This is a genomic window from Rhizobium sp. BR 317 (assembly GCF_047445835.1).
Taxonomy (GTDB): domain Bacteria; phylum Pseudomonadota; class Alphaproteobacteria; order Rhizobiales; family Rhizobiaceae; genus Rhizobium; species Rhizobium paranaense.
The window spans coordinates 109,311-133,326 of record NZ_JARWLB010000018.1; the positions used below are offsets into that span (position 1 = coordinate 109,311).

The following is a 24,016-nucleotide window of genomic DNA, read 5'->3' on the forward strand; positions in this document are numbered from 1 at the left end:
ATCCCAAGGATGGCGGTTACATCGTATTGGCTTCGACCAAAGGTTCAAGGCGGCATGTCTATCGTCAGCGAAAATCAGGCTTTTATTAGCATCGGCGTATCTTGCCAAACCGCACAACAGCTACAGCGGCATGCGGGGTTCCTTTCCTCGCTCTTGGATGATCAGCTGCGCGAACGGTCGGGATTCTTCAATTGGGTATTTGTCAGCGCATCAGATATCGCCAAAGTCGCGGAACGCCTGGTAACCGCGCCGATCACCCCCAAATCCCTGCATGTACCCACTCACGCTCGAGAAGCCCTGCGCTTGGAGGATTTCAAAGTTTGGTTTTGGCACGAGAAATTAAGCGATGAAGTGAACCAAGACGACGTGGAAAGAATTGCGACAAAATATGAGCGTCTTCGCAACAATTTCCTGAAAATGCTCGAAAAACCCGTCCGCTATATCGTCCTTAGCAATACGCAAAACAATATAGAAGACTTCTATCCCTATAAGAACCAGGGAATGAGCATCTCTCTCGATGCTGACATCGTTTCGGAGATTGCCTGCGCGCCGTGGGCAACGAACCGATATAATAGCGCCCAATTGATTGCATTGAGCTATCCACGGCGATGGACCGGCAGACTGGATAGGTCAGTTTCATACTTAGAAGAAGACGACACTGAATGGGAAGGCAGCTTGATATCTTGGGACAAGGCGTTGCGACGGCATCTCATGCCCGATCTCAAGCCAGGAAAACGCAACCTGCCGAGACTTGCGGTCGGGGCGACATTCTCTGCAGAGACTAAAACGGGATTGGGAAGAAACTGGAGGCCACGCGGCGAGATGGAGCCTTCCCTGTTTGATACGCCCAGCCGCCGATGCAGGGATTAGGGGCAAGTCAGCATCACAAGCCGTTGATATTTCCAAGATCGGCGGGATCATTCGGCGGCGCCGATTCACACAGGTATCTGCCGCCTTTGAACAGATTCGAACGGGAGACAACAGCCAATCCGGCCCGTGTTCGAGGCATTATTCCTCCCAGATCGCTCTTATGATGTGGGAGGTCAGGAATCAGCAAGGACCCCTCGTTAACATCGCTGCCGCCACGTTTGGCGAAGCGGTATCAGAGAGTTGATCGGGCAAGCCGAGGGTGGAGCGCAGTGTCTTTTCCCGATACTCTGCTCGATAGACGCCTCGCTCCCGCAAAAGAGGCACGACTTCTTCCACGAATTCGTCAAAGCCGCCGAGGGTCAAATGAGGCGCAAAGACGAATCCATCGGCCGCGTCTGTCTGCACATGACGATTGATCTCGTCAGCAATGTCATCCGGTGTTCCGACAAAAATGCTGGCGCGCGGTGACACGAATGGCCAATTGGCGAATGCTGAGACGGTCGTGGTCGGCAATTTCACGCCAAAGGCGCGCTGTCTCCAACCGGCTCTTGATATCCTGATTGCTCGCCCGCCCCTGGGCGAGCCGCGAATCGGAAACATCGGGTCCGATCTCCGGCAACGGCCCGTCCGGATCGTAGTTCGATAGGTCGCGATTCCAGACTTGTTCCAGAAACACGATCGCATTCTACACGTCATTCCGCTGGTCCGAGAGCTGGAAGCGACGCAGGTCGCTCAACCGGTCGCGGCAGAATAAACATCCGAGGCGGACGGGCCGCAACGCCGGTCCGCAATCGGCAAGAGCATAGCGGAACCTTGATGGCTCCGACGGGAAGCTGTGCCTCATCAGCCAACGAATGCTGTGAGGGACCGTGAGAGGGAAGGACATACACGCAATGACCTATGCGCTCGGAGGGTACGACACATCCCCTCCTCTGCCGGAACTCCAGGGCCGTCACCTCGGGACTGCTGCTCAAGCCGGTCCGGTGGCAGACACTGTGTCCGCAGATGGTCTGCTTGCGCTGGACGACGTCAGCCTTTCCTTCGGCGGTGTGGCGGCTCTCGCTAACATCGATCTCAGTGTAAGGCGCGGCGAGATCCGCGCCATCATCGGGCCGAATGGCGCCGGAAAAAGCTCGCGCGTCAACGTCATCAGCGGCGTCTATCGGCGGGATCGCGGTCATATCCAGATCGGTGGAAAGCGCTATGGCAATGTTCCAACTGAGAAGCTCGCACGCCTCGGCATCGCCGCACGTTTCAGTCGAAAGGATCTGAACCATGGCTTCCATCACAGGCGATCTTGGCCGCTACCACACATTTCCGCGCTGGCTTGCACCAGCAGCCCTCCTTGCCGTGGTCTATTTCGTCGTCCCGTTCGTCGGTTCCAGCTATCTCTTTGAAGCGATTCTACTGCCGTTCCTGGCGCTCAGCCTTGCCGGCGTCGGGTTGAATATCCTGACCGGTTATGCCGGACAGGTCTCGTCGGGCAGCGCTGCCTTCATGGCGGTCGGCGCCTTCGGCTCCTATCGATTTTGCGGCGCTAACGGCCGATGCGAGAAAATTCCACAATATGTCTGGCGTATATGTCGATTTGGAGGGCTGGAACAATTTCCTTTTGCAGATTGGCCGCCTCCCCCTGCACACGCGTGAGCTTTTGGAGCCTAAAATTAACGAAAGTGCAACATCACGCACTACTGCGAACGCACCTCACCATCTCCCCATGTACCGGTCCACCAGCGGGATCGCGAGTTGATCCTCGCATATGACGAGGAATTCGGTTGGAGTGCCAACGATCGCAAGGTCTACACAGCTATCGGACGCGAACGCGCGGGCGGGGCTTCAAATGGCGTCTTTCACAAATATGGGCAGAGCAGCGGCCCGAGCACGAACTCGGCAGGCGTGGTCTAGCGAAACGAGCCGGGCAGGCGGCGGCTATCACGAAAGCTGCGCCCCAACGGGACACTTTAGATTCGGACCGCTTATTCCGTTCATTGCCTTCATTGCGATGTACCTGATGCAAAAGTTTGGATGAGTGGAGAGGCACGTGCGGCCTCCGCGACGACACCCAATGAAGATGAGCCACGAGCCCAATTTTGCGGCCTGCTGGATCGTTGTGGTAKAATTGCACTGATGGCAGTCCTGTATGTCGACTGATCGTGAAAACAACTGTGCAAAACAACAAATTTTACGGAATTTCTTAATTCGGTTTTTTCAGGCCCCTGTTTAGCTGATGCTGCATTACAGAACGGGTGTGATTCCGATATGGTTCTACGACAGCGACATCCCTCCGCCATCATTTTCAAAGCCCTGCGGAGGGCCACGCTCGGCATGCTATGCGCCGTGGTTGGTTCCGTTGGTCTTTTGCTCATATTAAACCTATTGATGCCGGATCGACCAACTTTGGTCGGATTTGTCGGTGCAGCACTTATTTCGGCATTTGTGGCCTTCCCGCTGCTTTTTGCCTTGCAGCTCAAGAACGACGTCGTCCGCAAGATGCAGGAAAACGTCACCCAGGCGGCGCGCTACGACAGCGTGACGAAGACGCTGAACGGCACCGCCTTTGCCGCGGCTGTCGAGCACTTTATCGACCGGCGCAAGCATGTGGCCACCGATGCCGGCGGCATCGTCATCGCCGTCATCGTCGATACGCTCGACGAGATCGGCCGGCGCTACGGGCCGCAATGGGCCGATACCGTGATGCAGTCGCTTGCCTTGATCGTCCAGTCCTCGGTTCGCCGTGGCGATCTCGTGGCGCGGCTTGCGACCAACGAACTCGGCATCTTCCTGCCTGGCGCCACTCTCGAGAACGCCCGCGACATCGGCACCCGCATCCGCACGGGCGTCTCCGCGGCCACGTTCAGCGCCGACGGCGCGGCGCTTTCCGTTGCCATCCGCCTCGGCGGCATCTCCTTCGACGGCCCGGCCGACTTCAACCAACTCCGCCAGCTCGCCGACCAAATGGCCTTCGAGCGCGGCGACGAGAGCGACGACATCCCGATCAGCGCGCTGCCGGCCGCCTGAGACTGGCGCCCCCACCGCAGCGGCAGGGCGGCATGGGCCCAAAGGCGAGACGCGTCTTTGATGCGGCGTCAAAGCCAGCTAGGAGCTCAGTTGGCCTTCTGGATCCGCCGAGGCTGATGAGGCCTCGAGGGATGAGATGTCGGCGTGGGGTCCCGTTAAACAGCCCTCATGATGGAAACCTCGATTACAACGCCAGCCGTCACATATTTCCACATCGCGACGAGCTGCTTTCCCGGCTACGGCGACAATGGTTGTTTCATCAAGGCGCCCCTGGTTGCATCTTACGCCAATCGAGATTGTCGCGCGTGCGATCTGGCTCTATTTCCGCTTCAATGTCAGCCTGTGCGCAAAGTCGAAGACTTGAGGCTCGGACGCGGCGTTTGTCGTTCCTTACGAGACGATCGGCTGGTGTCGCAAAGGACGCAATCGAATACCACGCTCCATTTTGCCGGCGCGCCCTCCAATAGCACATCGAAACGTCGAGAAGTGTATCGGTGGTCGCTTGGCCAAGCGCGTTGCCGGCTATGAACCTCTTTCGGCGACGATGTTGGGTCGCTTCGTCGGAAACGGCCGCATTCCTACAATTGAAAGCCAAGCGATACCTCCCGCAACAATCTGGCGAGAAAGACCTAATTCAGTAGAATTGAATGCTCGAAATAGCAAAATTGTTGGAAGTACTTATCCGATTTCCGCATCGAGCATCTTTAAACCTATAGGCGCAATTCTTACGTCCTCTATCGTTATGTCTATCAAGGCAACCCCGATGTGAGACCGCTCACGACCACGCCATCCCTCTGTGGGGACTGGGGACGCGCGGTCATTTTCCCAGACAATGAGCAGCCCAAGCGTTCGACACGCGCTCCAGTGCGTCGAGCGTAAAGGCGCGCGCAATCTCCCCGTCTTACAACCAACACCAACCGGGCGCTCGTCGGATGGACGAACCCGTGCGCCCACAGGAGAGAAAAGATGGAAACCCTGCAATATCTCAGCCCGATGGAATGGATGGCGATCGAAATCGCCGTTCCGGTCATCGTGCTGGCAATCCTGTTCCGGTGGAGCGGCGTGATCCGCTATATCCCCAACGACAGGCTCGGCATCCTCGAAAAGCTATGGAGCTTTCGCGGCTCCGTCAAGAATGGCTTCATCGCGCTCAACCGCGAGGCCGGCTTCCAGCCGGAAGTCGTGCGCGGCGGCCTGCATTTCTTCATGCCGTTCCAGTATTCGATGCATCGCGCCAATCTGGTGACCATTCCACAGGGCCAGATCGGCTATGTCTTCGCCCGTGACGGCAAGCCGTTGCCGCCGACCCAGACGCTTGCCTCGAATATCGAAGCCGATGACTTCCAGGACGTGCGCGGCTTTCTCCTAAAGGGCGGCCAAAAGGGTCCGCAACGCAAGATCCTGCGCGAAGGCACCTATGCCATCAATCTGGCACAGTTCATCGTGTTGACTGCACAATCGACCCATGCCGTCAACCTGAGCTCGTCGGAACAGCAACTATTTGCGGATATGTCCAGGCTGATCACGGAGCGGAATGGCTTCGAGCCCGTCGTCATCCATGACGCCGAGGACTTGATCGGCGTCGTCACCGTCCACGACGGTCCGGCGCTGCCGGATGGCGAGATCATCGCGCCGACCGTTGCCAACGACCCGAAAGACCCGAATTTCCATAACAATTTTCAGGATCCGGAGAAGTTTCTMAACGCCGGCGGTTATCGCGGCCGGCAGTTGCAGGTGCTTGCCGACGGCAGCTATTTCCTCAATCGCATTTTTGCGACCGTCGAACTGGTCGAAAAGACGATCATCGACGTTGGCACAGTGGGTGTCGTCGTCTCCTATACCGGCCGGCGAGGTGCTGACATTTCCGGCCAGTCCTATCGCCATGGCGAGCTGGTTGAGACGGGCGCACGCGGTGTCTGGTCGACGCCGCTTCTGCCGGGCAAATATGCCTTCAACACCTATGCCGGCAATATCGTCATCGTGCCGACCACCAATTTCGTGCTCAAATGGACCAAGGAACAGTTCGGCGAACATAAGCTGGACGAGAACCTTTCGGAAGTGTCGCTGATCACCAAGGACGCCTTCGAGCCGATGCTGCCGCTCTCGGTCGTCGTGCATATCGACTATATGAAGGCGCCGCTCGTCGTACAGCGTTTTGGGGATATCAAGCGGCTGGTCGAACAGACGCTCGATCCGATGGTTTCCGCCTATTTCAAGAATATTGCCCAGACCAAGACGCTAATCCAGCTCCTACAGGAGCGTAGCGACATCCAGCGCAAGTCCGGCGAGGAAATGCGCGAGAAATTTGCCTCCTACAGCCTCGAACTGCAGGAAGTGCTGATCGGCACGCCGCGCGCCAGCAACGGCCAGAACAGCATAGAGCAGATCCTGATCCAGCTACGCGAGCGCCAGATTGCCGTTGAAAAGGTCGAGACCTATAAATTGCAGGAAGCGGCAGCGATCCAGGAGCGCACATTGCGCGAGAAGGAAGCGCTCGCCGAACAGCAGGCCAAGATCACCACATCCGCGCTCACCATCGAGATCAGCGAGAACGAGGGTAAGGCCCAACTCGCCCGCACCCGCCAGCAGGCAGAAACCATTCAAGTCACCGCCAAGGCAGAGGCCGAGAAGGTGCGCTTGGCAGGTCTCGGCGAGGCCGACCGGATCAAGGCCATCGCGCTTGCCGATGCCGAACGTATCAAGGCAACTGGTTTTGCCGATGCCGAGAAAGTACGCGCCGTCGGTCTGGCGGAAGCCGAGGCCACCGAGAAGAAGGTTGCGGCCTTCGGTGGGCCGGACTATCAGCTCAACTCGCAGGTCCTCATGCGCTTCGCCGAAGCGATCGAGAACGGCAGGTTGCCGCTCGTGCCGCAGATCCAGGTCGGCGGCGCCGGCGGCGATAAGGGTGCCACCAACGGTCTTGTTGAAATGATGCTGTCGATGCTCGTCGCCGATCGGCTTGGACGGCAGAATTCACCGGCTGCAGTGCCGGCGCTAGCGCCGGTCGAGCAGGATTGATCATGGATGGGCCGGTTATGCCGGCCCATTTTGTATCCCGATTTGGGAAGGCAAGAGAACAAGTTTTCAGGGCGCCTCTGGTTGCTTCAGCCGCGGCTTGACGTGCACATCCGACCAAACCGCCAGCTCTCGCAGCAATGGTTCAAGCGTCCGCCCGAACGGCGTGATGGAGTATTCCACCTTTGGGGGCACCTGCGGATAGACGGTACGCAGGATGACCCCATCCGCTTCCAGCTCGCGCAATTGCGTTGTCAGCATTCTCTGCGTCAGTCCCGGCAGCAACCGTCCAAATTCTCCGAAACGCTTCGTTCCGTCGAGAATGTGGAAGATCAGAATCGCCTTCCATTTCCCGCCAATAATGTCGAGCGCCGCCTCGACCGGACAGTTTCCATAAAAGGCGTGCCTTTGCTTGCGCGTCATGTTGTCTGTCCGCTCCTTACTTACAAATATGACAGTATAGGCTTCATTTATGCGTACTTGCGTTTTTTTTGCCTGAAAGCGTCAATCACCGGTTCAACGAAACCAGCACAGAAAGTCTCAAATAATGGAAACCCATCCCATCGTTCGTCTCGAACAGGCCGCGCACTTCAGCGTTGGTGCACCGGGGACCCATCCGGCTTTTTGGAATTATCGGCGCCCGATGTCACCTATTTCGATCCCTTTCTGAGCGAACGCCTCGATGGCCTCGACAAGCTCACCGCCTATTACGAGAGCATTCGCGGCAAAATCTTCGCGCCCAAATACGAAATGATCGAACCTTGCGTGCAGAAAGTCGGGGATGGCGCTATCCTCACGTTTCGTTTGAACTCCTACAGCAGCAGCGAGGGCGCACAGATGCGGTGGAACTGCACCGAAGTGTATTGGCGCACAGAAGGGACTTGGCGGATCTTACAGACGCACTGGTCATTTACCGCGCGGGAGTGACCCTACGAGACCTCGAGGCGAAGCGACGGTTGGCAACCATCGACCATTTATTACCGGGGTCGCAACTGCGCCGGACACACACGGCCCAAAAAAGCATCCGCAGCGTTTGTCGCGCAAAATGAGGCGCACAGCATTGTTCGGCGGCAACGCTGTGCGCTCATATGGTCGTCAATACTTAAGGGGTCGAATCTTGCCGTGGAACGTTACGCGGCAAGACCGTTGATGTCGCCMGGCGGGAACATTCGCGCCAGATTGAGGAAGCAAATCATGCTTTCCTCATGGGTGATGATGCCATCGGAAAAGCCGCGATCAAAGGAGGTGGCTATTTCCGGTACGGGCTGGATCTCGTCGCCGCGGACGGTGAGAATGTCCGACACTTGGTCGACCAACAGACCGAGCACCATCCCGTGAACCTCCGCCACCACAATGGCGCTGCGTTCATTGGGCGCGGTTGCCGCCATGCCGAGCTTGCGAGCGAGGTCGATGATTGGAATGACCGAGCCGCGCAGGTTCATGACTCCCAAAACATCGGATGGCGCATGCGGGAGCGGGGTGGAAGGGGACCATCCGCGAATTTCGCGGATGGTGGTGGTCGTGACGCAGAATTCCTGTCCATGGAGACGAAAGGCGATAATTTCGAGCGTATCGCGTCCGGCGCCGATCAGGGATTTAGGCTCGGTCATCAGAATGACTCCCAGCCGTCACTCGCCACCGCGGCATTGCCGTGGAAGGCAGCCGCCACCTTGGTCGCCATTGCCCGCGCAGGAGATGCGACCGGCTTCGAGGTCGCAGTTGCCGCAGCCGGCCGTGTTTGCCGTGACGCCGGGCTGCCTCCGATGTTGAATTGAGCCAGCAATTGGAAGAGCGCATCGGCCTCTTTCGCGAGGCTGTGTGCAGCGGCTGTCGATTCTTCGACCATCGCGGCATTCTGCTGCGTGCCCTGATCCATGATATTGACCGCCTGATTGATTTCCTTGATCCCAGTCGCCTGCTCCCTGGAGGCCTCTACGATAGCTCCGACATTGCCGTTGACCTCCTGCACCTGGGACACGATGGTTGTCAGCGCGGTACCCGTTTGTCCAACCAGTGCGACACCATCCTTCACATGCGCGTTTGAATCAGTGATCAGATCCTTGATCTCCTTGGCGGCCTTGGCCGACCGCTGAGCAAGTTCGCGCACCTCCTGGGCGACGACGGCGAAGCCCTTCCCAGCATCACCCGCACGCGCAGCTTCGACACCGGCGTTCAGTGCCAGAAGATTGGTCTGGAAGGCGATCTCGTCGATGACACCAATGATGTTGGAGATTTCCGAGGAGGAGCTCTCGATCTTGCCCATGGCATCGATGGCGCTACGCACAACCGAGCCGGAATGCTCGGCATTCTCGCGCGTCTTGCGGACGAGCTGGCCCGCTTCTTCGGCGCGGCGGCTCGAATCGGCCACCGTGGTGGTGATCTCTTCGAGGGCCGCGGCTGTCTCCTCCACCGAGGCGGCTTGCTGCTCCGTCCGCTTGGACAATTCGTCGGAGGCCGACCGAATCTGCTGTGAGCCGGCGGCGATTGCACGAGCATTCTCGGCCACCGTCTGCATGGCCGTACGGAGCTTTTCCACTGTGCCGTTGAAGTCTGTACGGAGCTTTTCCAGGGTCGGAATGAATGGCGCATTCAGGCTCTGCGTCAGATCGCCATTTGATAGCTGCATCAACGCGCCCGCGAGCTCGTCGACATTGTTGACCCGGGCCGTGACATCGGTTGCAAATTTGACGACCTTGAAGACCTTGCCGTTCATATCGAAGATGGGGTTGTAAGAGGCCTGGATATAGACTTTCTTGCCGCCCTTGCCGATGCGCAGGAATTCTTCGGCGACGAACTCGCCCCCGGACAGCCTCTGCCAGAAGCGGCGGTAGTCGTCACTGCTCGTGTAGGCACTGTCGCAGAACATCGAATGATGGCGCCCCTGGATCTCCGAGAGCTGATAGCCAAGCGCCCAGAGGAAATTCTGGTTTGCCGTCAGCACCTCTCCATTCGGCGTGAACTCGATAACGGCCTGGGCGCGTGACAGGGCGTCGAGTTTGCCGGCATCCTCGGCGCTTTTCAGCTTCTGCGCTGTGATATCGGTTGCGAATTTGACAACCTTGTAGGGTTTGCCGCCGCGGAAGATCGGATTGTAGGAGGCTTCGATCCAGACTTCCTTGCCGCCCTTGCCGATGCGCTTGTATTGGCGCTGGTCGAACTCACCGCGGTTGAGCCTGGCCCAGAACTCGCGATAGTCGGCGGAGGAGGCTTCCGCCGGATCGACGAACAGACGGTGATGTTGGCCGATGATCTCCGATGCTTGATAGCCMAGGGCGCCACAAAAATTGTTGTTGGCCGTCAGCACCTTACCCGTCATGTCGAATTCGATAATGGCTTGCGATTTATTCATCGCAGCCAGAACCGCCTTGGCATCTGAACCAAAGCCAAATGCGATTGCTTTCATATTGTATCCTCCTAGTACGGCCCATGAAAGCCGGTCCCGTTGTCACCGGCGCGCATCAGCATGCGGCCCCACTGCAGGCAGCAGCGAGAAAGCCGGCTCATCAATGTGGGCTAGGGCAGCGGTGTTGTTTATTGATGATGCGAGGAACTCGCGAAGAGAAGCCGCCGCCATCATGGCAGGTGAGACGCGATTATGCGTCGCTTCGATGTCCCAAAAGTGAGACACGATAGTTTCAAAACAATGAATGCGCCGCGAATTATTTTAGTTTTTAATTCTTAGCTGATGATCTGCCGGCGGATCGCTTCGGCGATCGCATGGGTGCGATTGGCGGCGCCGAGCTTGCGGGTTGCGCGCTTGAGATAGGTATTGACCGTTTCCAGCTGGTATTCGGATACGACCGCGATTTCGTCGCTTGTCAGCCCCTTGCTTGCCAAGGTGAGGCAGTGCACTTCGCCTTCCGAGAGCCGAAATATGCTCGCTGCGAAGTGGTCCATCAGTGGTTTCGTGACGGACTTGTGGAGCGGTTCGGCAAGAAACGCCAGCAACTGCCGTTCACTTTCGGTGAACGGACGGTCATTCGTGAAGCAGACGCCGCCATAGACGCAGTCATCACGTGATACAGGAACCAGGAATCGATTTTGGATATCGAGCGAACGGTTCAAGTGCTGAAGACGCACAGGCGCGGCCATCATGTCGAATGCTTCTACTTCGGTCAGCGGCGAGTTGCGACGTCGGGACATTATTACGAGTGGATCGGAATGTTGAAGCTCTTCGGCGAAATAGGCCTCGACGTAGGCGGGGGGAAATGAGGTCTCGCTCGAGCGGCCACGCCCGAAATGATAACCATCGATATCAAGCCCACTCACCGCGATGTGCTTGAACCCAACCGATTTGCGCAGTTGCTCCAGCAAATCGCTGCTTCGCAGAATGCGGTGCGCCGGAACGGCAGAGAGGTTCCGATATGCGTCAAAGGATGGAACGACCGCGCAGCCCATATGCAACCTCTAATACTTTATGTATGGCATAACTTTTCGCGTCTTTTGGTAAATCTAACGTTAATACTCGATACTAGGATTCGTGCAAGAACTGCCTCAGGCGACGCCCCCGATCCGCAGTGTCGTCGGCATTGACGGAGACGCTTTCGCAGATCTCACCGACCGCCCAGCAGAAATCCATACGTCGCCTCTTTTCAAAGCAACACACTGTCCCCGCCTCGCGCGGTTAAATCCATTTTACGCCAACACTATCCGATACGAGAAGCAAAGTTCAGCCTGAGCTGGGAAAGACACAGGCTGCTCCCAGAAATCCAGCTTTTGTTAATGGTTGACATCAATTCATTGCGTTGCCGTGACGCAATTGTCTCCCAGGGGGATGCCGTGTCTGCGGAGCAAGCGAAAGCTCATCCATGCTGCTCGAATGATTTGAGGCAGCTCTTCCTCATCATTCTTAAGAGAGCCCGATGACGGTGCCTGCCTCTTTCTTGTCGCTCCTGAAAAAGGCCACATGCAGAAGCTTATTCGATTTCCACACCAAGATCGCGACCAATCAGATCCCCCCACACCAGATACAAATTTCTTAGTTCCCGAACAGCTCGAGCTGATGCGGTTGTTGGGGCGCAACCGTGAGGCACTGGCGAACCCGGCAAGCTATCTGGAAGCACTTCGGCTGTCGCTATGCGGCAACGATGGCGACGCATCACCCTATCCAGCCAACGCGGAAATTGGAGGGTAGTCGTGTCGCTCGTTGCTCGCGTTCTCGTACTCGTCCTATTTCTTCTGCCGACAACCGCAATTGCCGAGAGCGACGACTGGCAGGTCGCAAAGGCCACCAGCCAGGTAAAATATACGATAGACCTCTCGAACTGGATGGATCTACACGCCGGCGATGTCGTCCCAAACCGGGCCTGGGTATCGACTGGCCCCCGCGGCCGCGTTGAACTTGCGCGTGGTGTCGAAAGTATTGATTTCCAGCCAAACACGACGGCTTCGATTACAACTAACTCCAGCCTCTTTTCATCGCGCAAGACCGAGGTCCGTCAACAGACCGGCACGCTCGATCTTGAGATAGAAAAGCGTAGCCAGCCACATACGACTGTTCAAACGCCCTATCTCGCTGCTGTCGTCAAAGGCACCATCTTCCACGTCAGTGTCGGAAAAACAACGGCGTCCGTGTCGGTTGACCGAGGGTTGGTTCAAGTGACTTCCTTCGCTAGCGGTCAGCAAGCAAATGTAGGGCCGCATCAAGCCGCCTCCGTCGATCGCAATGCCGGGATGACGGTCTCCGGGCAAGTGTCAACGCCGTCGATAACCTCCGTCGCCCCTTCGGTGGCAAAAGTGCCCGCCTTGGGTGCCGCCACGCTATCCGGACAGGACACCGCGAGCGACAGTACTAGCAAATCGTCGCAAGCCGGCACGGCCGGTGCCAGTGGCGATAGCGGCAGTGCCGGCGGCGGCAGCAGCGGCTCCGGAAACGGCAACGGAAAAAGCTCCGGTGAGCCCAGCAACGACAACAGCGGAAACGACAGTGGCAATGGAAGCGGAAACGCTGGAAACGGCAACACCGGAAACGGTGGCGGCAATGGAAATGGGAATGGCAATGCCGGAAACGGCAACAATGGGAACGGAAACAGCAGCAACAACGGGAAAGGAAATGGCAACACCGGAAACAGCGGCAGCAATGGAAAAGGGAACAGCGATAGCAACGGGAACGGGAACGGGAAAGTCAAGAGTAGCAAAAAGTGAAAGGCGTCTACCGCTCTCTGCTACAACTTTACAAGGGCAGGCCTGGAACTGTCCTGCTGAGAGCCTTGCTCGTCCTGATGATCCTCGCATTTCCAGTCATTGGGCCTCAACTTGCTCCCGTCATCCAATTGAACGACGGGTTGGTTGCCACACGGTTCGAATGGGCACCCCGTAACGCTTCCGGACAGATCGCATTCATCGCCATAGACAAACACACCCTTGATGAGGTTGGTGTCTGGCCATGGCCAAGGAACATCTACGGAAAAGTCCTGGACACATTATACGGCGCTGATGTCGGCGACATCTTTCTCGACATCGATTTTTCAACGCCTTCAAGCGCGTCGGAAGACGCGCTTTTTGCTTCGACTTTGGCGAAAGTCGGTGGCGGCGTATTGCTGCCGGTTTTCCGGCAACAGAAAACAGCTTCGTCTTCGCAAACAGAAATTTCACAACCGATTCCACAATTGCTTGCCAACGCATGGCCTGTTTTCGCCAACGTCGCAACGGACGCCGATGGCCTCGTTCGGCGGTTCGATTTCGGGAATGATTTTGATGGAAAGCCAACCCCTTCTGCAGCCTCTGCCTTGTCGGGCGGGGCCAGGATATCCGGCAGCCAATTGATCGACTTCTCAATCGTACCGAAAAGCATACCGACATATTCATTGACGGATGTCATCGAGGGTAAAGTCGGCGCGAAACAACTTGCGGGCCGCTCCATCGTTGTCGGGGCGTCCGCGGTTGAGCTAAAGGACACCTTCAGCGTACCAGTTTACGGCGCATTGGCCGGTCCGCTCATCCATGTTCTGGCCGCCGAAACACAACTGCAAAATCGCAACCTCCGGCAAATCGATCAAACCACGCTCGATCTTTTGTTTGCCGCCGCTTTGATTGTTGGAGTGTTTTGTTTTCGCTCCTTGGGCATGGGCAAGACGACGCTTATTGCCGCCGCGCTCGGCTGCGGCTGCGAAGTTGCAGCATTCTTTTTACAGAAGGACCTGGCGATCGTTAGTGGAACGATCGTTCCCTGGGCGCTTCTGGCATTCGCCTGGGTTCTTGCCTTGAACGAGCGGATAGACCTTGGAGAAATGATTGCCGCTATCGCCAACGTCGATGCTCGAAATTCCCGCCGGCTGATGAGGAGCATAATAGCCGATAGCTCTGATGGGATCATCGCATTTGACAGCGACCTGAGGATTTCAGAAATCAGCGATTCCGCAAGGTCGATCCTGGAAATCCGTGCAGGCGATAGCCTTTTGACGATCAGGGAAGGTTCCGTCTCTCAGGCCGTCTCGGAGATTGTTGGTCAATATGATCCGCAGCAGATCGGGATACAATCCCGGACCGTTGAGTTCCTAAAGCCTCTCAATGAGACGCTCGCGGCCTATGAAGCCTTGATAACCCTTTCCCCCCTGGAGGCAATAGGCCGCCATTCTATAAAGGTTTTCGGCGGATGCATCATCATTCGGGATATCACCGCCAGAAAGCTCTATGAAGACAGGCTCAAGCGGCTGTCTGAGCAGGACGAATTGACGGGCCTGCTGAACCGACGAGAGTTTCTCGCTCGGATTGAAGGACGAAGTGGCATCATCGCTCTGCTMGACATCGAACGCTTCTCAAGCATATGCACCACACTCGGAAGAGAGATCGGCGACGCGCTTCTCAAAGCTGTAGCATTTCGGTTGCTGAGTGCCTTGCCCGATGCGCTTCTTGCCCGCATCGACGGTGACCTGTTTGCCGTACTTTCGGCAGAAGAAGAGCGCGAGCCAAAAGATCATGCTGAAGCGCTCCTGCACCTCTTTAAGGAACCTGTCGCGTATAACGGAATGTCGACGGCAGTCGGAATTCGCCTCGGTCTTGCTCGCTGTGGGCTGGTGAGTGCGGAGGATTCTTTACGCGCGGCTGAATCCGCGCTGGACACAGCAAAGAGGTCATCAGGGCAGTGGAAAGCGTACGATCCGGGAGTGGCCCTTCAGCAAACCCGCATCAGGCGCTTAGAAGTGGAAATGCGAGCCGCGCTCCACGATAATCAGTTCTTCCTTGTGTTTCAGCCACAGATAGATTTGACAACCCGGCGCTTTGTGGGAGCAGAAGCGCTTTTGCGATGGGAGCATCCCGAACTCGGCCTTATATCGCCAGCGGAATTTGTACCGATCGCCGAATCTTCAGGACACATCTGCGAAATCGGGCGATGGGTCCTTATGCAATCCTGCGCAGAAGCAGCGCGCTGGTCGCACGGCGTCATCTCGGTCAACGTATCTGCGATACAGTTCGAGCGGGCCGACCTCGAAGCGGACGTCCTTCGTGCGCTGCATCACAGCGGCTTACCCGCCTCCAGACTATGTCTTGAGCTCACGGAATCGGCCTTCATCAACGATGGCAAACGCTCTGTCGCAAAGATGATGGGGCTTCGCAAAGCTGGCGTCGCCTTGGCTCTCGACGACTTTGGAACTGGCTATTCTTCGATGAGCTATCTTGCCGACCTCCCGCTCGACAAGCTGAAAATCGACCAATCCTTCGTCCGCAGAATGACAGACGACCCGAGTGTCCGCGAGATCGTGAGGGCCATCGTCTCGATGGGACACGGCCTCGGCCTCGAAATCGTTGCAGAGGGAATCGAGGGCGAGGCCGAGATGGAGGCTCTTTGCCGACTGCGATGCGAAACAGGCCAAGGCTATCTCTTTAGCAAGCCGCAACCCGCGGCGGACATACGGCAGCGATATAGGCTCCTGACAGCCGCTGCCATAGGTTAATCAATACATCGAGCCGGATGAGATATCGAATTGCTGTCCATGATTGTTGGTGCAGCGGAGACGATTGTTGGTAGCATCGAATTCTAGGAGATCCATCCATCCGCCGTTGTTCCAAATCGCGCAGGCGGACAGCGATCTGCCGGCCACCATCCGCCAAGTGCCGGCGTTCTGGCCGTTTTTGAATATCCGGCCGGCCGTATCAAACGACACGGAGCTGCCATCGACCCAGCGCCAGGGCTGCCCCGTTAGCTGCTCGAAGATTGGGTCGGCGTCATTTGGCGGATTGAATATAAGCGTCATAAGAAACTGTGCAGCTTTGGTGACATGCTCCAGTTGCGCCTGCAACCCCCTGGTCTGCGCCCGCGTCAGGTCGTTGGGGCGGCCCTTATGGGCGGCATAGCCCCACCAAACGTCGTGCAATTCACGTAGCTGGTTTGGCTGCATGGCTCTCGGGCTATCGCGCCATCCCACCGGAAGCCGTTTGAACACCGCATTCCAGAACTGCTCGCTCAAGAAGGTGTCGAAACTGAACTGATAATATCCAGACTCGAAATCATCTTCATCTTCGGGAAAGAAGAGAGGGCAAGCTGGCGGCAGCAGAGATACGGAGCGCTTCCCAAAAAGATTTGCCTCTTGCATCAATCCTGATGAAATTCCCAAAAGCGTCGCGGGCCTATCGGAGCAAAGAATGTCATAGCTATTGCGGCTCTCGACCTGCAGGGATCGGCTGACACTGGCGAGCACCGACATTTCGCTTTGCATGTGAGCGCCATCCGCCGACGGGTGCGGAAGATAGTGCACGTTTTGATCGTGCAATTCCTTGGTAAGGATCGGCAGTGCATCCGCAATCCGGAAATAGCCTTTTCCGATGATGATGCTGGCATCGGTTGCGGTCTGGCCAACGAAGTAGACGTCGTTTCCCTTCGCGTGACTGCCGGGGGGCGACCTATATCGGTCATAGTGCCTGAACGACGAGGCCAAAAGGAGAGCTTCAGCCTCGATGTCCGCCCTCGACATCGAGGTCAATGACATAACTGCATTGATTTCCCTCGAATTGCTACGCATCGCCAAAACGATGTCCTTCATGAAGCGCAGCGGCGAAATGCGTATGTCGATATATGTGAGGCCTAATTCGTTCAGAAACGTCAGCAACCCAGGCGACGCCTCGTAGCAGATATAGAGGCATTGAGGGTCTATATATCGGCTCAATAGTTGCTTAGAACTATCGTTTAGACTGTTATACTGAGACAGCCACTCCCATTCATTCGGCTGTGGTCCGGCTGGCACGGATGGTGGCGTCAGCAGACCATCTCTCCACATAAGCTGCCTCACACTGGGGCGCGGAGGTTGGGCCAGCAGTTTCGAAAATGGCACCTTCAGAAGATCGTAGAAGAACTCCTTGGCCGGCCAGAAGGAATGTCTGAACACGTCGTCGATAAACGCGATCGGCTGGGGAATATCTCCCATGCCGTTGACGGTTGTAAATTGCGGAGTGTGATCCACCTTAAGCTTCCTTTAGCATTCGGTATGCGTGTTCATTTTCACGAATTTGGCTTTGGTTCTTGAAGCGCGCGGCAGGGCCTGCGATGAAGGTGAACTTCATATCGCGTCCTTCATGTAGACTGCGGCCTTTAGGATATCGCGCTCCGCCTTCAGCTTCGCGACGTCACGGCGCAGCCTCTCGATCTCAAGCTGCTGCAGGTTCGTCTGCCCGTGGCCTGGAAGGGCCTGAGGCGTGACGGCATCGTCCAAAGACTTGCGATCATACCAAGATTTGGTGAGATCGGCGATTTTCTTAAGCAGCGGCACGCTGTAATGCCGGACGTCAAGCGCCTCCGCTTCGGTGGCGATGGTGTTCAAATCCAATATTTCCACGCTGTCATAGGCTTCAGCGATGCGCCGCCAAATCGCATTGAAGTAAGCGAGCCGTTGCCGCGTTACGCCCAAACGACTCGGAATCTTGGGATCGGGAGCCTCTTCGAGCGGTATTATGACCAAAGCCGTCCGTCCGGACTGTTCGATGAATTCACAGAAGCGGACGACGCATTGGGGATAGGCGATCGACTCGAGTTGGTTATTGGTGATGCCCGGCCAATAGCCATTCGCGTAGTCGACAAAAGCACCATAGACCAACATTCTGGGATAGTCCTGGTTGGCATATTCTTCCGACAGGAAAAAGCGCAGGTAAAATACGCGATCGAGGTAGTTTGCCGGATCGAAGGCCTGGGGGGCGTTGTCGAACATCGCCGCACTGGCAAGACCGCTAAAGTGAGCGATGGCGCCAGACTGGCAGTTCGCCATGATGCGAAGCTGTGGCTCTGCTTTCGCCGCGAACTCGTCTGTGTAGATTTTTGATCGCACGGCGTCGTCGTGGAAGCTTTCCCCGCGTATCCAGCCGACCGGCGTTGGCAAGACGGGTACCGTGGATATGTCAAGCTGAGGAAACAGCCGCTTCAACTCGCACAACGTCCAGCTTTCGACACCCATGTGCATAATGCGGCAAGAAAATACAAAATGGACAATCTGCCGTTCTTTCTCGAGAGCCGCAAAGCCGACCAATCCATGGTAGCCGTAGTTGTCCCACACAAATATGCTGAAGCAGTCGTAGCGGAGAATGTCGGATACCATTTCCGATACCGCACCCGGCTCGACGCGTGATTTGGTGAAGTTTAGCTGATTGCTTCGGTTGATAAGCTCCTCGATGCGCGGAGCAAAATCGAGGTTGTCCATGCGATGCACCATCGCGACACGAATATTGCAGGAGCGGAGAAACTCCTCCTGCGGCAAGTTGGACGTTTGACTGTCCCTGAGCCTCGCCTCAAGCATGCGGTATTCTTGAACACGACTCTTACGAATGTCCTTGGTTTGCTCCATAAGGGCATCAAGTGTTTGGTCGCAGAGCTCGGTGTTCGCATCGAGTGTCAATATCTCAGGCAGGAGATATTTGACTTCGTTCAGATTATGAACGTTGTCGTCGATGAACAGCACATTTTGCGCGCGAAGCTGCATATCTTCGATGAGCTGCTTTATCGCCGGCGCCTTGGGTGCAAAGGAAATTCGCGGGAAAACAAACTCATCCCATATGTCGAATTCGACAAGCTTTCGCTTCGCAATATCCAGATCGTTTTTTGAACAGATCGCCGATACGATACCGCGCTGGTTCAATGTTTTTATATACTCGACGCGATGAGGAAAGAGACGAACCTCGTCGTTTTCAGCAAGAGTGCCGCTCCACAGAGTGTMGTCGAGATCCCATACGATCAACTTGATGTTCATTGGGCAATCTTACTTTCCTAGTTTGATATGCCTGCGGTGCCAAACATCGGAGGGGACGGCAGCGCAGGCGTCTTCAGAGACTTCCTACCGACACAAATTTGCGCCAGCCTTGCGTTGGAATGGCAAGCCTGACGCCAGCCATTGTCGCGAGAGTTGGCCAATGGTAATTTGAAAATGGCTTCGATTCGCCATTGCTCGCGCAGCTTTGAAGTTCCGCTTGCGGCTAGATGCTACCGGACATCGATGTCCGTATCGTCACGACCCATGAGGGGTTTTACTCAACACCCTGGGATTCGTTGGCGGAGATTGATTGTGAGTTTTTTCGACAGATTGCAGCCGTATCACGTATACCCGACCGATGAGTTGGATTTGGCTCGCGAAATGTTCAGGAGATCGGTCTCCCAGGTCGAGATCGAGATTTTTTCGTATTGCAACCGACGGTGCTGGTTCTGTCCCAACGAGAGCATCGACCGCATTACGCACAATGAATATATGCGGCCAGAGCTGTATAGCTCGATCATCGCGCAGCTCGCATCCATTCAATACTCCGGAATGATCACCTATAGCCGATATAATGAACCTTTGGCTGACAGGATCATCTTGGATCGCCTTCGAGAGGCCCGCGCAGCACTTCCCCACGCCTTGCTTCACACCAATACGAACGGGGATTACCTCGACCACGAGTATCTAAACGAACTTTACGACGCTGGAATGCGTTCGCTCAATATTCAGATCTATTTGAAGAACCACGAGCGTTATGATCACGATAAGGTCATAAAGCGCGGCGAGCAGACCCTGAAGCGCCTGCAATTGCCCTCCGTGCTCACCATAAACCAGCCGGGCGTGTGGTACGAAATGAACCTTCGGTTCAAGGACATGAAAATTCGCCTCTACGGCCGCAATTTCGAAGTCAATGGAACCAGTCGCGGAAATCAGGTCGATATCAAGAAGGACTATGTCCGGACATTGCCGTGCAATATTCCATTCTGGAACGTTTACGTCGACTATAACGGAAAAATGGTGCCTTGCTGCAATTACCGCTCCGATATCGTGGAGCATGAAGAATACGTGTTAAACGATCTGAATGAGCAGCCGAGCATTTTCCTCACCTACGCCAGCCCCGCCGCCGCGGCATTCCGCCGATCGATGCTGACGCTTGAGGAGAAGAAGGGGGCGTGTTCCAATTGCCATTTTGGATTGGAACAACTGACACCGCAGCGCATCGACCGAATTGCCTCGACGCTGGCGGCCTAGCTGCCTGCTGGGCGCCTTGCCAAAAATCCGTTGAGGGTATTGTTGTAAATGGCCGCTGAAAAGCGGCCATTTTTCTTTTGCCGCAGAACGGGATCTGAGCTTGTCGGTGATCATGGCGCACGATCTGGCGCCTTCGCCCCGGATCGAGCGCGAAGGTGGCGCCCAATTCGCATCCATTTCAATGAAAAACGGCGCGTCCGAGACGCGCCGCTTCGAGATTTGAGTGCTGGCCGATTGACGTTAGGCGCCAGCGGTTTGCGTATGCGTTGCAAGCTGCTCTTCGTGGCTGTTGAACAGCACGTGGACGGCATCGTGGCCTGTCGGCGCGTAGTTCTGCAGCGTGGCGACCACATGGGTTTCCGAGCCGGTGTTGATGCTGATCTTTGTCGAATTGGTTGCGGTATCAACCGCTGCCGTCATCGACGCGACAGCACTCGCCTCGGTCATGCCCGGATGTTCGCCAACCAACGCGTTCAGCAGGTTGGAAACATCCAGCTTGTCGCCCTCTCCCTTCGGGCTGAAGTCGGTGATGACGTCAGCCATGTTGAGGTTGTGCAGAGCCTGGGCATCGAGCACGAAGGTATCCGCGCCAGCGCCGCCAGTCATGGTGTAGCCGCCGCCGCTCGTCAGCGTGTCGTTGCCGTCGGTGCCATAGAGGTGGCCGACACCGCTGAAGTCGATCTCGGCATAGTCACCATCATGACCGAGCGAGAAGTCGCTGGCCGAGTAGTCGCCGGTGAGACCGATGGTGGCGGTGTGGGTACCGTCGGTGACAGTCAGCACGCCACCGGTCTTCGCCGCATTTTCCGCAAAGGAGAAGCTGGCGGTCGCGGCAGAGATATCGCCGAACCGCAGCGCATCATTGGCGTCGAGGCCGGCGATCGTGCCCGTGAAGGCCGCCGCGTGGTCGATGGTGATGGTGGCCTGGGCGTCCGTGCTCAGCGTGATCGCCTCGCTGAACGAGCCGCCGATTTCGAGGCTGGCGTGACCCGACAACAGCGCTGTGCCGCTGCCGCTGACATTGCCCTCGAGATTGATGTTGCCGCCATTCGCCCACAGTAGGCCGTCATTGACGACGCTGCTGTGTATGTCGAGGCCACCGGTCCCGGTCGCCTCCAGCGTGCCGGTGTTGCTGACCGCGTTGACACCGGTGTCGATGACGAGCGCGTGGCTGCCGTCGGCAATGATCGTACCTTCGTTGACCAGCGTCAGGTGACCGTCGCCGAGCTGGCCTGCACCGGAGATGGTGTTGTCAACGTTGGTCAGCGTGACATCGTCACCGCTTCCGAAGATGACGTTGGCCGCATCGTCGGACAGCGTCACCGTGCCGCCGCCGGTCAGGGTGAGGCCGTGCTGCACGATTTCGAAGGCCGTCTCGCTGCCGGTGGAGGCGAGATGGATGCTGCCGGTGTTGTCGAGCGTGCCGCTGAACGGCATCAACGCGCCGTCGCTGAGCACCATGTCGCCCGCATTATGCGTCACCACGGTCTCGTTGAAGAGGAAGTCGTCTGCCGTGAGAGCCGCGGCGCTGACGCCTACCAGGGTGATGGTCTCGCCATCGCCGAGTGTGATGACGGCATTGCCCGACGCATCGGTCGACAGATGGGCCTGAACGTCCGCGAAGCTTGAGAAGCCCGCGAAACCGACCAGATCGATCTTGTCATGCGCCGCATTGAAGTTGTGCACGACGTCAGCGCCGATGCTGTTCGCGAAGACCAGCGTGTCGTTGCCGCTCGATGCGGTGAGCGTATCGTCGCCCGACCAGGCGAAAATCGGCGAACCCTTGGCATAGGCTTCGACGTTGTCGGCCACAGTGGCCATGCCAGTCGAACCATCCGCATTGGTCCAGGTCTCGGTGACCTGGAGGACCACCGCCCCGGTGACACCATCGGGCGACGTAACCGTCAGCGACGACGGATCGTTCGTCACCACGGACCAGGTGCCATCGGCATTATGCGTGCCTTCACTGAGCACCCAGCCGGCGGGAAGACCAGCAACAGTCAACGTGACCGCGCCGATGTGATGTGACGAATCTGCGAGTGCGAGGTTGATGGCTTCGCCGGAGATGCCGGCGGGCATGTTTAAAGCGTGTACGATCACTTGCGCGGAGGATGATCCACCATCCCCATCGCTGATAACGAAATTAACGGTCCTGTCTCCCGAATTCGAGGTCGAGCTGAATTGAATGTCCTCTAGCAACGCCGTTACCGCAGCCGGCGTAGCATTCGCGTTGAAATTAACCGTCAGTGTTGGACCGGTGGATGAGAAAGTACCAATATTCATCCCGCCATAAGTCACATTGCCGGAGCTTGAACCCAGGATGGTCAACTTGTCTGAGGAACCCGTCGAAGTAACGGAAAGTGTTCCGCCGTTGAAATTGGCGGAGTCTGTGTCTGTGACAAGCGCATGCGGAACCAAATTAACGGTGCCCATCTTCCGAGCGTAATTAATTGACGAATCGGCTCCACTGGTCGTGGTATTCAGATCCAGCACCGGGGCCACATTTTGATGTGCGGCGACGGTGAGCGTCGTTGTGGTTACACTGCTATTTACCGCCCCATCATTGACGGACCAACTGATCGTCCGGGTGGCCGCGCTGGAGCTCGTCGATGCGAACATCACGCTGTCCAGGACCGCCTGGTAATGCGCCAGCGTGTCGGTGCCGGTCAGCGTCAATACGCCGGTTGTKGCGTTGTAGCTTGCCGTAATCGACGTCCCCGTCAGCGTCGCCGACAGTACGTCGCCGCTCGCAAAGCCGCTCGAGATGGAAACCTTGGCTGACGCCAGTGTCGTATTGTCGACGTCCGCCACGGTCGTCGTGCTCGACAGCACGATCGCGGTGGCTCCCGCGGTATAGGACGCAGTCGCGGCAGTGCCGCTCACCACCGGGGCGTCGTTCGCACCATTGATCGTGATATCGATCTGCTGCTGCGTGCCGTCCGCGGTCGTTACCGTGATCAGGTCATGCAGTGTCGTGTTGCTGCCGGTGCTGTTGAGTGCCTGCACGGACGCGTTGCTGTTGTCGAGCGTATAGCTCCACTGACCATTGGCACCGATCGTGAAGTGACCGTAGCTCGTCGCTACATTGCTTTGCACGGTAAACGAATGATCGCTGTCGACGTCCGTCGCGGAAAGCACTCCGTTCGCCGTCGGCACTCCAGCCGTCCCGTTGTTGACACCACCGTCTTCCGTCACACTCTTGGCAACGTCACCAGTGATCACCGCAGCGTCGTTCGCACCGTTGATCGTGATGTCGATCTGCTGCTGCGTGCCGTCCGCCGTCGTTACYGTGATCAGGTCRTGCAGYGTCGTGTTGCTGCCGGTGCTGTTGAGTGCCTGCACGGATGCATTGCTGTTGTCGAGCGTATAGTTCCACTGCCCATCGGCACCGATCGTGAAGTGACCGTAGCTCGTCGCCACATTGCTTTGCGCTGTAAACGAAGGGTCGCTGTCGATGTCCGTCGCCGAAAGCACTCCGTTCGCCGTCGGCACTCCAGCCGTCCCGTTGTTGACACCACCGTMTTCCGTCACACTCTTGGCAACGTCACCAGTGATCACCGCAGCGTCGTTCGCACCGTTGATCGTGATGTCGATCTGCTGCTGCGTGCCGTCCGCCGTCGTTACTGTGATCAGGTCGTGCAGCGTCGTGTTGCTGCCGGTGCTGTTGAGTGCCTGCACGGATGCATTGC

The 24,016-nt window shown here is 56.9% G+C and carries 17 protein-coding genes and 3 pseudogenes; 11 read left to right on the top strand and 9 right to left on the bottom strand.

All coding sequences use genetic code 11. The features are described 5' to 3' along the window. Positions 1-54: 54 nt before the first annotated feature. Positions 55-870 carry a hypothetical protein gene (locus QD357_RS24450; protein WP_414125213.1) on the top strand — a complete coding sequence of 272 codons (816 nt, stop codon included), beginning with the start codon at positions 55-57 and terminating at the stop codon, positions 868-870. Between the two features lie 180 nt (positions 871-1,050). On the opposite strand, the gene QD357_RS24455 is transcribed toward QD357_RS24450, so the two are convergent. After that, positions 1,051-1,383 carry a hypothetical protein gene (locus QD357_RS24455; RefSeq protein WP_414125214.1) on the bottom strand — a complete coding sequence of 111 codons (333 nt, stop codon included), beginning with the start codon at positions 1,381-1,383 and terminating at the stop codon, positions 1,051-1,053. A 380-nt stretch (positions 1,384-1,763) separates the two neighbouring features. Here QD357_RS24455 and QD357_RS24460 point away from each other — a divergent pair, with 380 nt between their 5' ends. The 4 genes and pseudogenes from QD357_RS24460 to QD357_RS24475 all read left to right on the top strand — a co-directional run bounded on the left by QD357_RS24460 (position 1,764) and on the right by QD357_RS24475 (position 6,906). Then, positions 1,764-2,267 carry an ATP-binding cassette domain-containing protein gene (locus tag QD357_RS24460; RefSeq protein ID WP_414125215.1) on the top strand — a complete coding sequence of 168 codons (504 nt, stop codon included), beginning with the start codon at positions 1,764-1,766 and terminating at the stop codon, positions 2,265-2,267. Next, positions 2,155-2,442: pseudogene (locus QD357_RS24465) on the top strand (branched-chain amino acid ABC transporter permease); the annotation flags it as partial. The gene QD357_RS24460 and the pseudogene QD357_RS24465, both read left to right, overlap by 113 nt. A gap of 825 nt (positions 2,443-3,267) precedes the next feature. Continuing rightward, complete coding sequence (locus tag QD357_RS24470; RefSeq protein WP_414125216.1) at positions 3,268-3,888, top strand: GGDEF domain-containing protein; 621 nt, start codon at positions 3,268-3,270, stop codon at positions 3,886-3,888. Positions 3,889-4,854: 966 nt separating this feature from the next. Further along, the gene (locus QD357_RS24475; RefSeq protein WP_183939903.1) at positions 4,855-6,906 is read left to right on the top strand and encodes an SPFH domain-containing protein; all 2,052 of its coding nucleotides are present in this window, start codon (positions 4,855-4,857) and stop codon (positions 6,904-6,906) included. Between the two features lie 66 nt (positions 6,907-6,972). Here QD357_RS24475 and QD357_RS24480 read toward each other — a convergent pair whose 3' ends face one another. Next, a complete protein-coding gene (locus tag QD357_RS24480) occupies positions 6,973-7,326 on the bottom strand; it encodes a winged helix-turn-helix transcriptional regulator (protein WP_414125217.1) in 354 nt (117 codons plus the stop codon). Between QD357_RS24480 and QD357_RS24485 the strand changes: the two genes are divergently transcribed. Then, a complete protein-coding gene (locus QD357_RS24485; protein ID WP_414125218.1) occupies positions 7,312-7,830 on the top strand; it encodes a YybH family protein in 519 nt (172 codons plus the stop codon). The two genes, QD357_RS24480 and QD357_RS24485, sit on opposite strands and share 15 nt — an antisense overlap. A gap of 203 nt (positions 7,831-8,033) precedes the next feature. Here the strand turns inward: QD357_RS24485 and QD357_RS24490 are convergent, their stop codons facing one another. The 3 genes from QD357_RS24490 to QD357_RS24500 form a co-directional block, all read right to left on the bottom strand. Further along, a complete protein-coding gene (locus QD357_RS24490) occupies positions 8,034-8,513 on the bottom strand; it encodes a chemotaxis protein CheW (RefSeq protein ID WP_414125219.1) in 480 nt (159 codons plus the stop codon). Beyond that, positions 8,513-10,306, bottom strand: coding sequence for a methyl-accepting chemotaxis protein (locus QD357_RS24495; protein ID WP_414125220.1), 1,794 nt, complete (start codon positions 10,304-10,306; stop codon positions 8,513-8,515). Before QD357_RS24495 ends, QD357_RS24490 begins: the two co-directional genes overlap by 1 nt. A gap of 275 nt (positions 10,307-10,581) precedes the next feature. After that, positions 10,582-11,301, bottom strand: coding sequence for an autoinducer binding domain-containing protein (locus QD357_RS24500; protein WP_414125221.1), 720 nt, complete (start codon positions 11,299-11,301; stop codon positions 10,582-10,584). A gap of 508 nt (positions 11,302-11,809) precedes the next feature. Between QD357_RS24500 and QD357_RS24505 the strand changes: the two genes are divergently transcribed. Genes QD357_RS24505 through QD357_RS24515 form a run of 3 tightly spaced genes read left to right on the top strand, consistent with a single transcriptional unit; the run spans position 11,810 to position 15,797 of the window. Beyond that, on the top strand, positions 11,810-12,037 hold the full coding sequence (locus QD357_RS24505) for a hypothetical protein (RefSeq protein ID WP_183939891.1): 228 nt from the start codon (positions 11,810-11,812) through the stop codon (positions 12,035-12,037). A gap of 2 nt (positions 12,038-12,039) precedes the next feature. Continuing rightward, the gene (locus tag QD357_RS24510; RefSeq protein ID WP_414125222.1) at positions 12,040-13,047 is read left to right on the top strand and encodes a FecR domain-containing protein; all 1,008 of its coding nucleotides are present in this window, start codon (positions 12,040-12,042) and stop codon (positions 13,045-13,047) included. Beyond that, positions 13,044-15,797 (top strand): EAL domain-containing protein, encoded by a 2,754-nt coding sequence (locus QD357_RS24515; protein ID WP_414125223.1) that lies wholly within the window; start codon positions 13,044-13,046, stop codon positions 15,795-15,797. The genes QD357_RS24510 and QD357_RS24515 overlap by 4 nt, the downstream gene beginning before the upstream one ends. Here QD357_RS24515 and QD357_RS24520 read toward each other — a convergent pair whose 3' ends face one another. From QD357_RS24520 to QD357_RS24530, 3 genes and pseudogenes are all read right to left on the bottom strand, one after another. Further along, positions 15,798-17,300, bottom strand: coding sequence for a hypothetical protein (locus QD357_RS24520; protein WP_183939885.1), 1,503 nt, complete (start codon positions 17,298-17,300; stop codon positions 15,798-15,800). A 79-nt stretch (positions 17,301-17,379) separates the two neighbouring features. Beyond that, positions 17,380-17,525, bottom strand: a pseudogene (locus QD357_RS24525) (IS3 family transposase); the annotation flags it as partial. 1,221 nt (positions 17,526-18,746) lie between these two features. Beyond that, positions 18,747-19,073, bottom strand: a pseudogene (locus tag QD357_RS24530) (HAD-IIIC family phosphatase); the annotation flags it as partial. 312 nt (positions 19,074-19,385) lie between these two features. On the opposite strand from QD357_RS24530, the gene QD357_RS24535 reads away from it, so the two are divergent. Together QD357_RS24535 and QD357_RS24540 are read left to right on the top strand one after the other, a co-directional pair. After that, positions 19,386-20,327, top strand: a complete 942-nt coding sequence (locus QD357_RS24535; protein WP_414125224.1) for a radical SAM/SPASM domain-containing protein — start codon at positions 19,386-19,388, stop codon at positions 20,325-20,327. A gap of 100 nt (positions 20,328-20,427) precedes the next feature. Next, positions 20,428-20,550, top strand: a complete 123-nt coding sequence (locus QD357_RS24540; protein WP_281397241.1) for a hypothetical protein — start codon at positions 20,428-20,430, stop codon at positions 20,548-20,550. Positions 20,551-20,567: 17 nt separating this feature from the next. Here QD357_RS24540 and QD357_RS24545 read toward each other — a convergent pair. Continuing rightward, the coding region (locus tag QD357_RS24545; RefSeq protein WP_414125225.1) for a beta strand repeat-containing protein at positions 20,568-24,016 on the bottom strand (3,449 nt) is incomplete at its 5' end.

What these genes read in the sequence shown, in the direction of transcription:
- QD357_RS24450 (WP_414125213.1), top strand. Translation starts at nt 55, where the DNA reads ATGTCTATCGTCAGCGAAAATCAGGCTTTTATTAGCATCGGCGTATCT.
- QD357_RS24460 (WP_414125215.1), top strand. Translation starts at nt 1,764, where the DNA reads ATGACCTATGCGCTCGGAGGGTACGACACATCCCCTCCTCTGCCGGAA.
- QD357_RS24500 (WP_414125221.1), bottom strand. Translation starts at nt 11,301, where the DNA reads ATGGGCTGCGCGGTCGTTCCATCCTTTGACGCATATCGGAACCTCTCT.
- QD357_RS24480 (WP_414125217.1), bottom strand. Translation starts at nt 7,326, where the DNA reads ATGACGCGCAAGCAAAGGCACGCCTTTTATGGAAACTGTCCGGTCGAG.
- QD357_RS24505 (WP_183939891.1), top strand. Translation starts at nt 11,810, where the DNA reads ATGCAGAAGCTTATTCGATTTCCACACCAAGATCGCGACCAATCAGAT.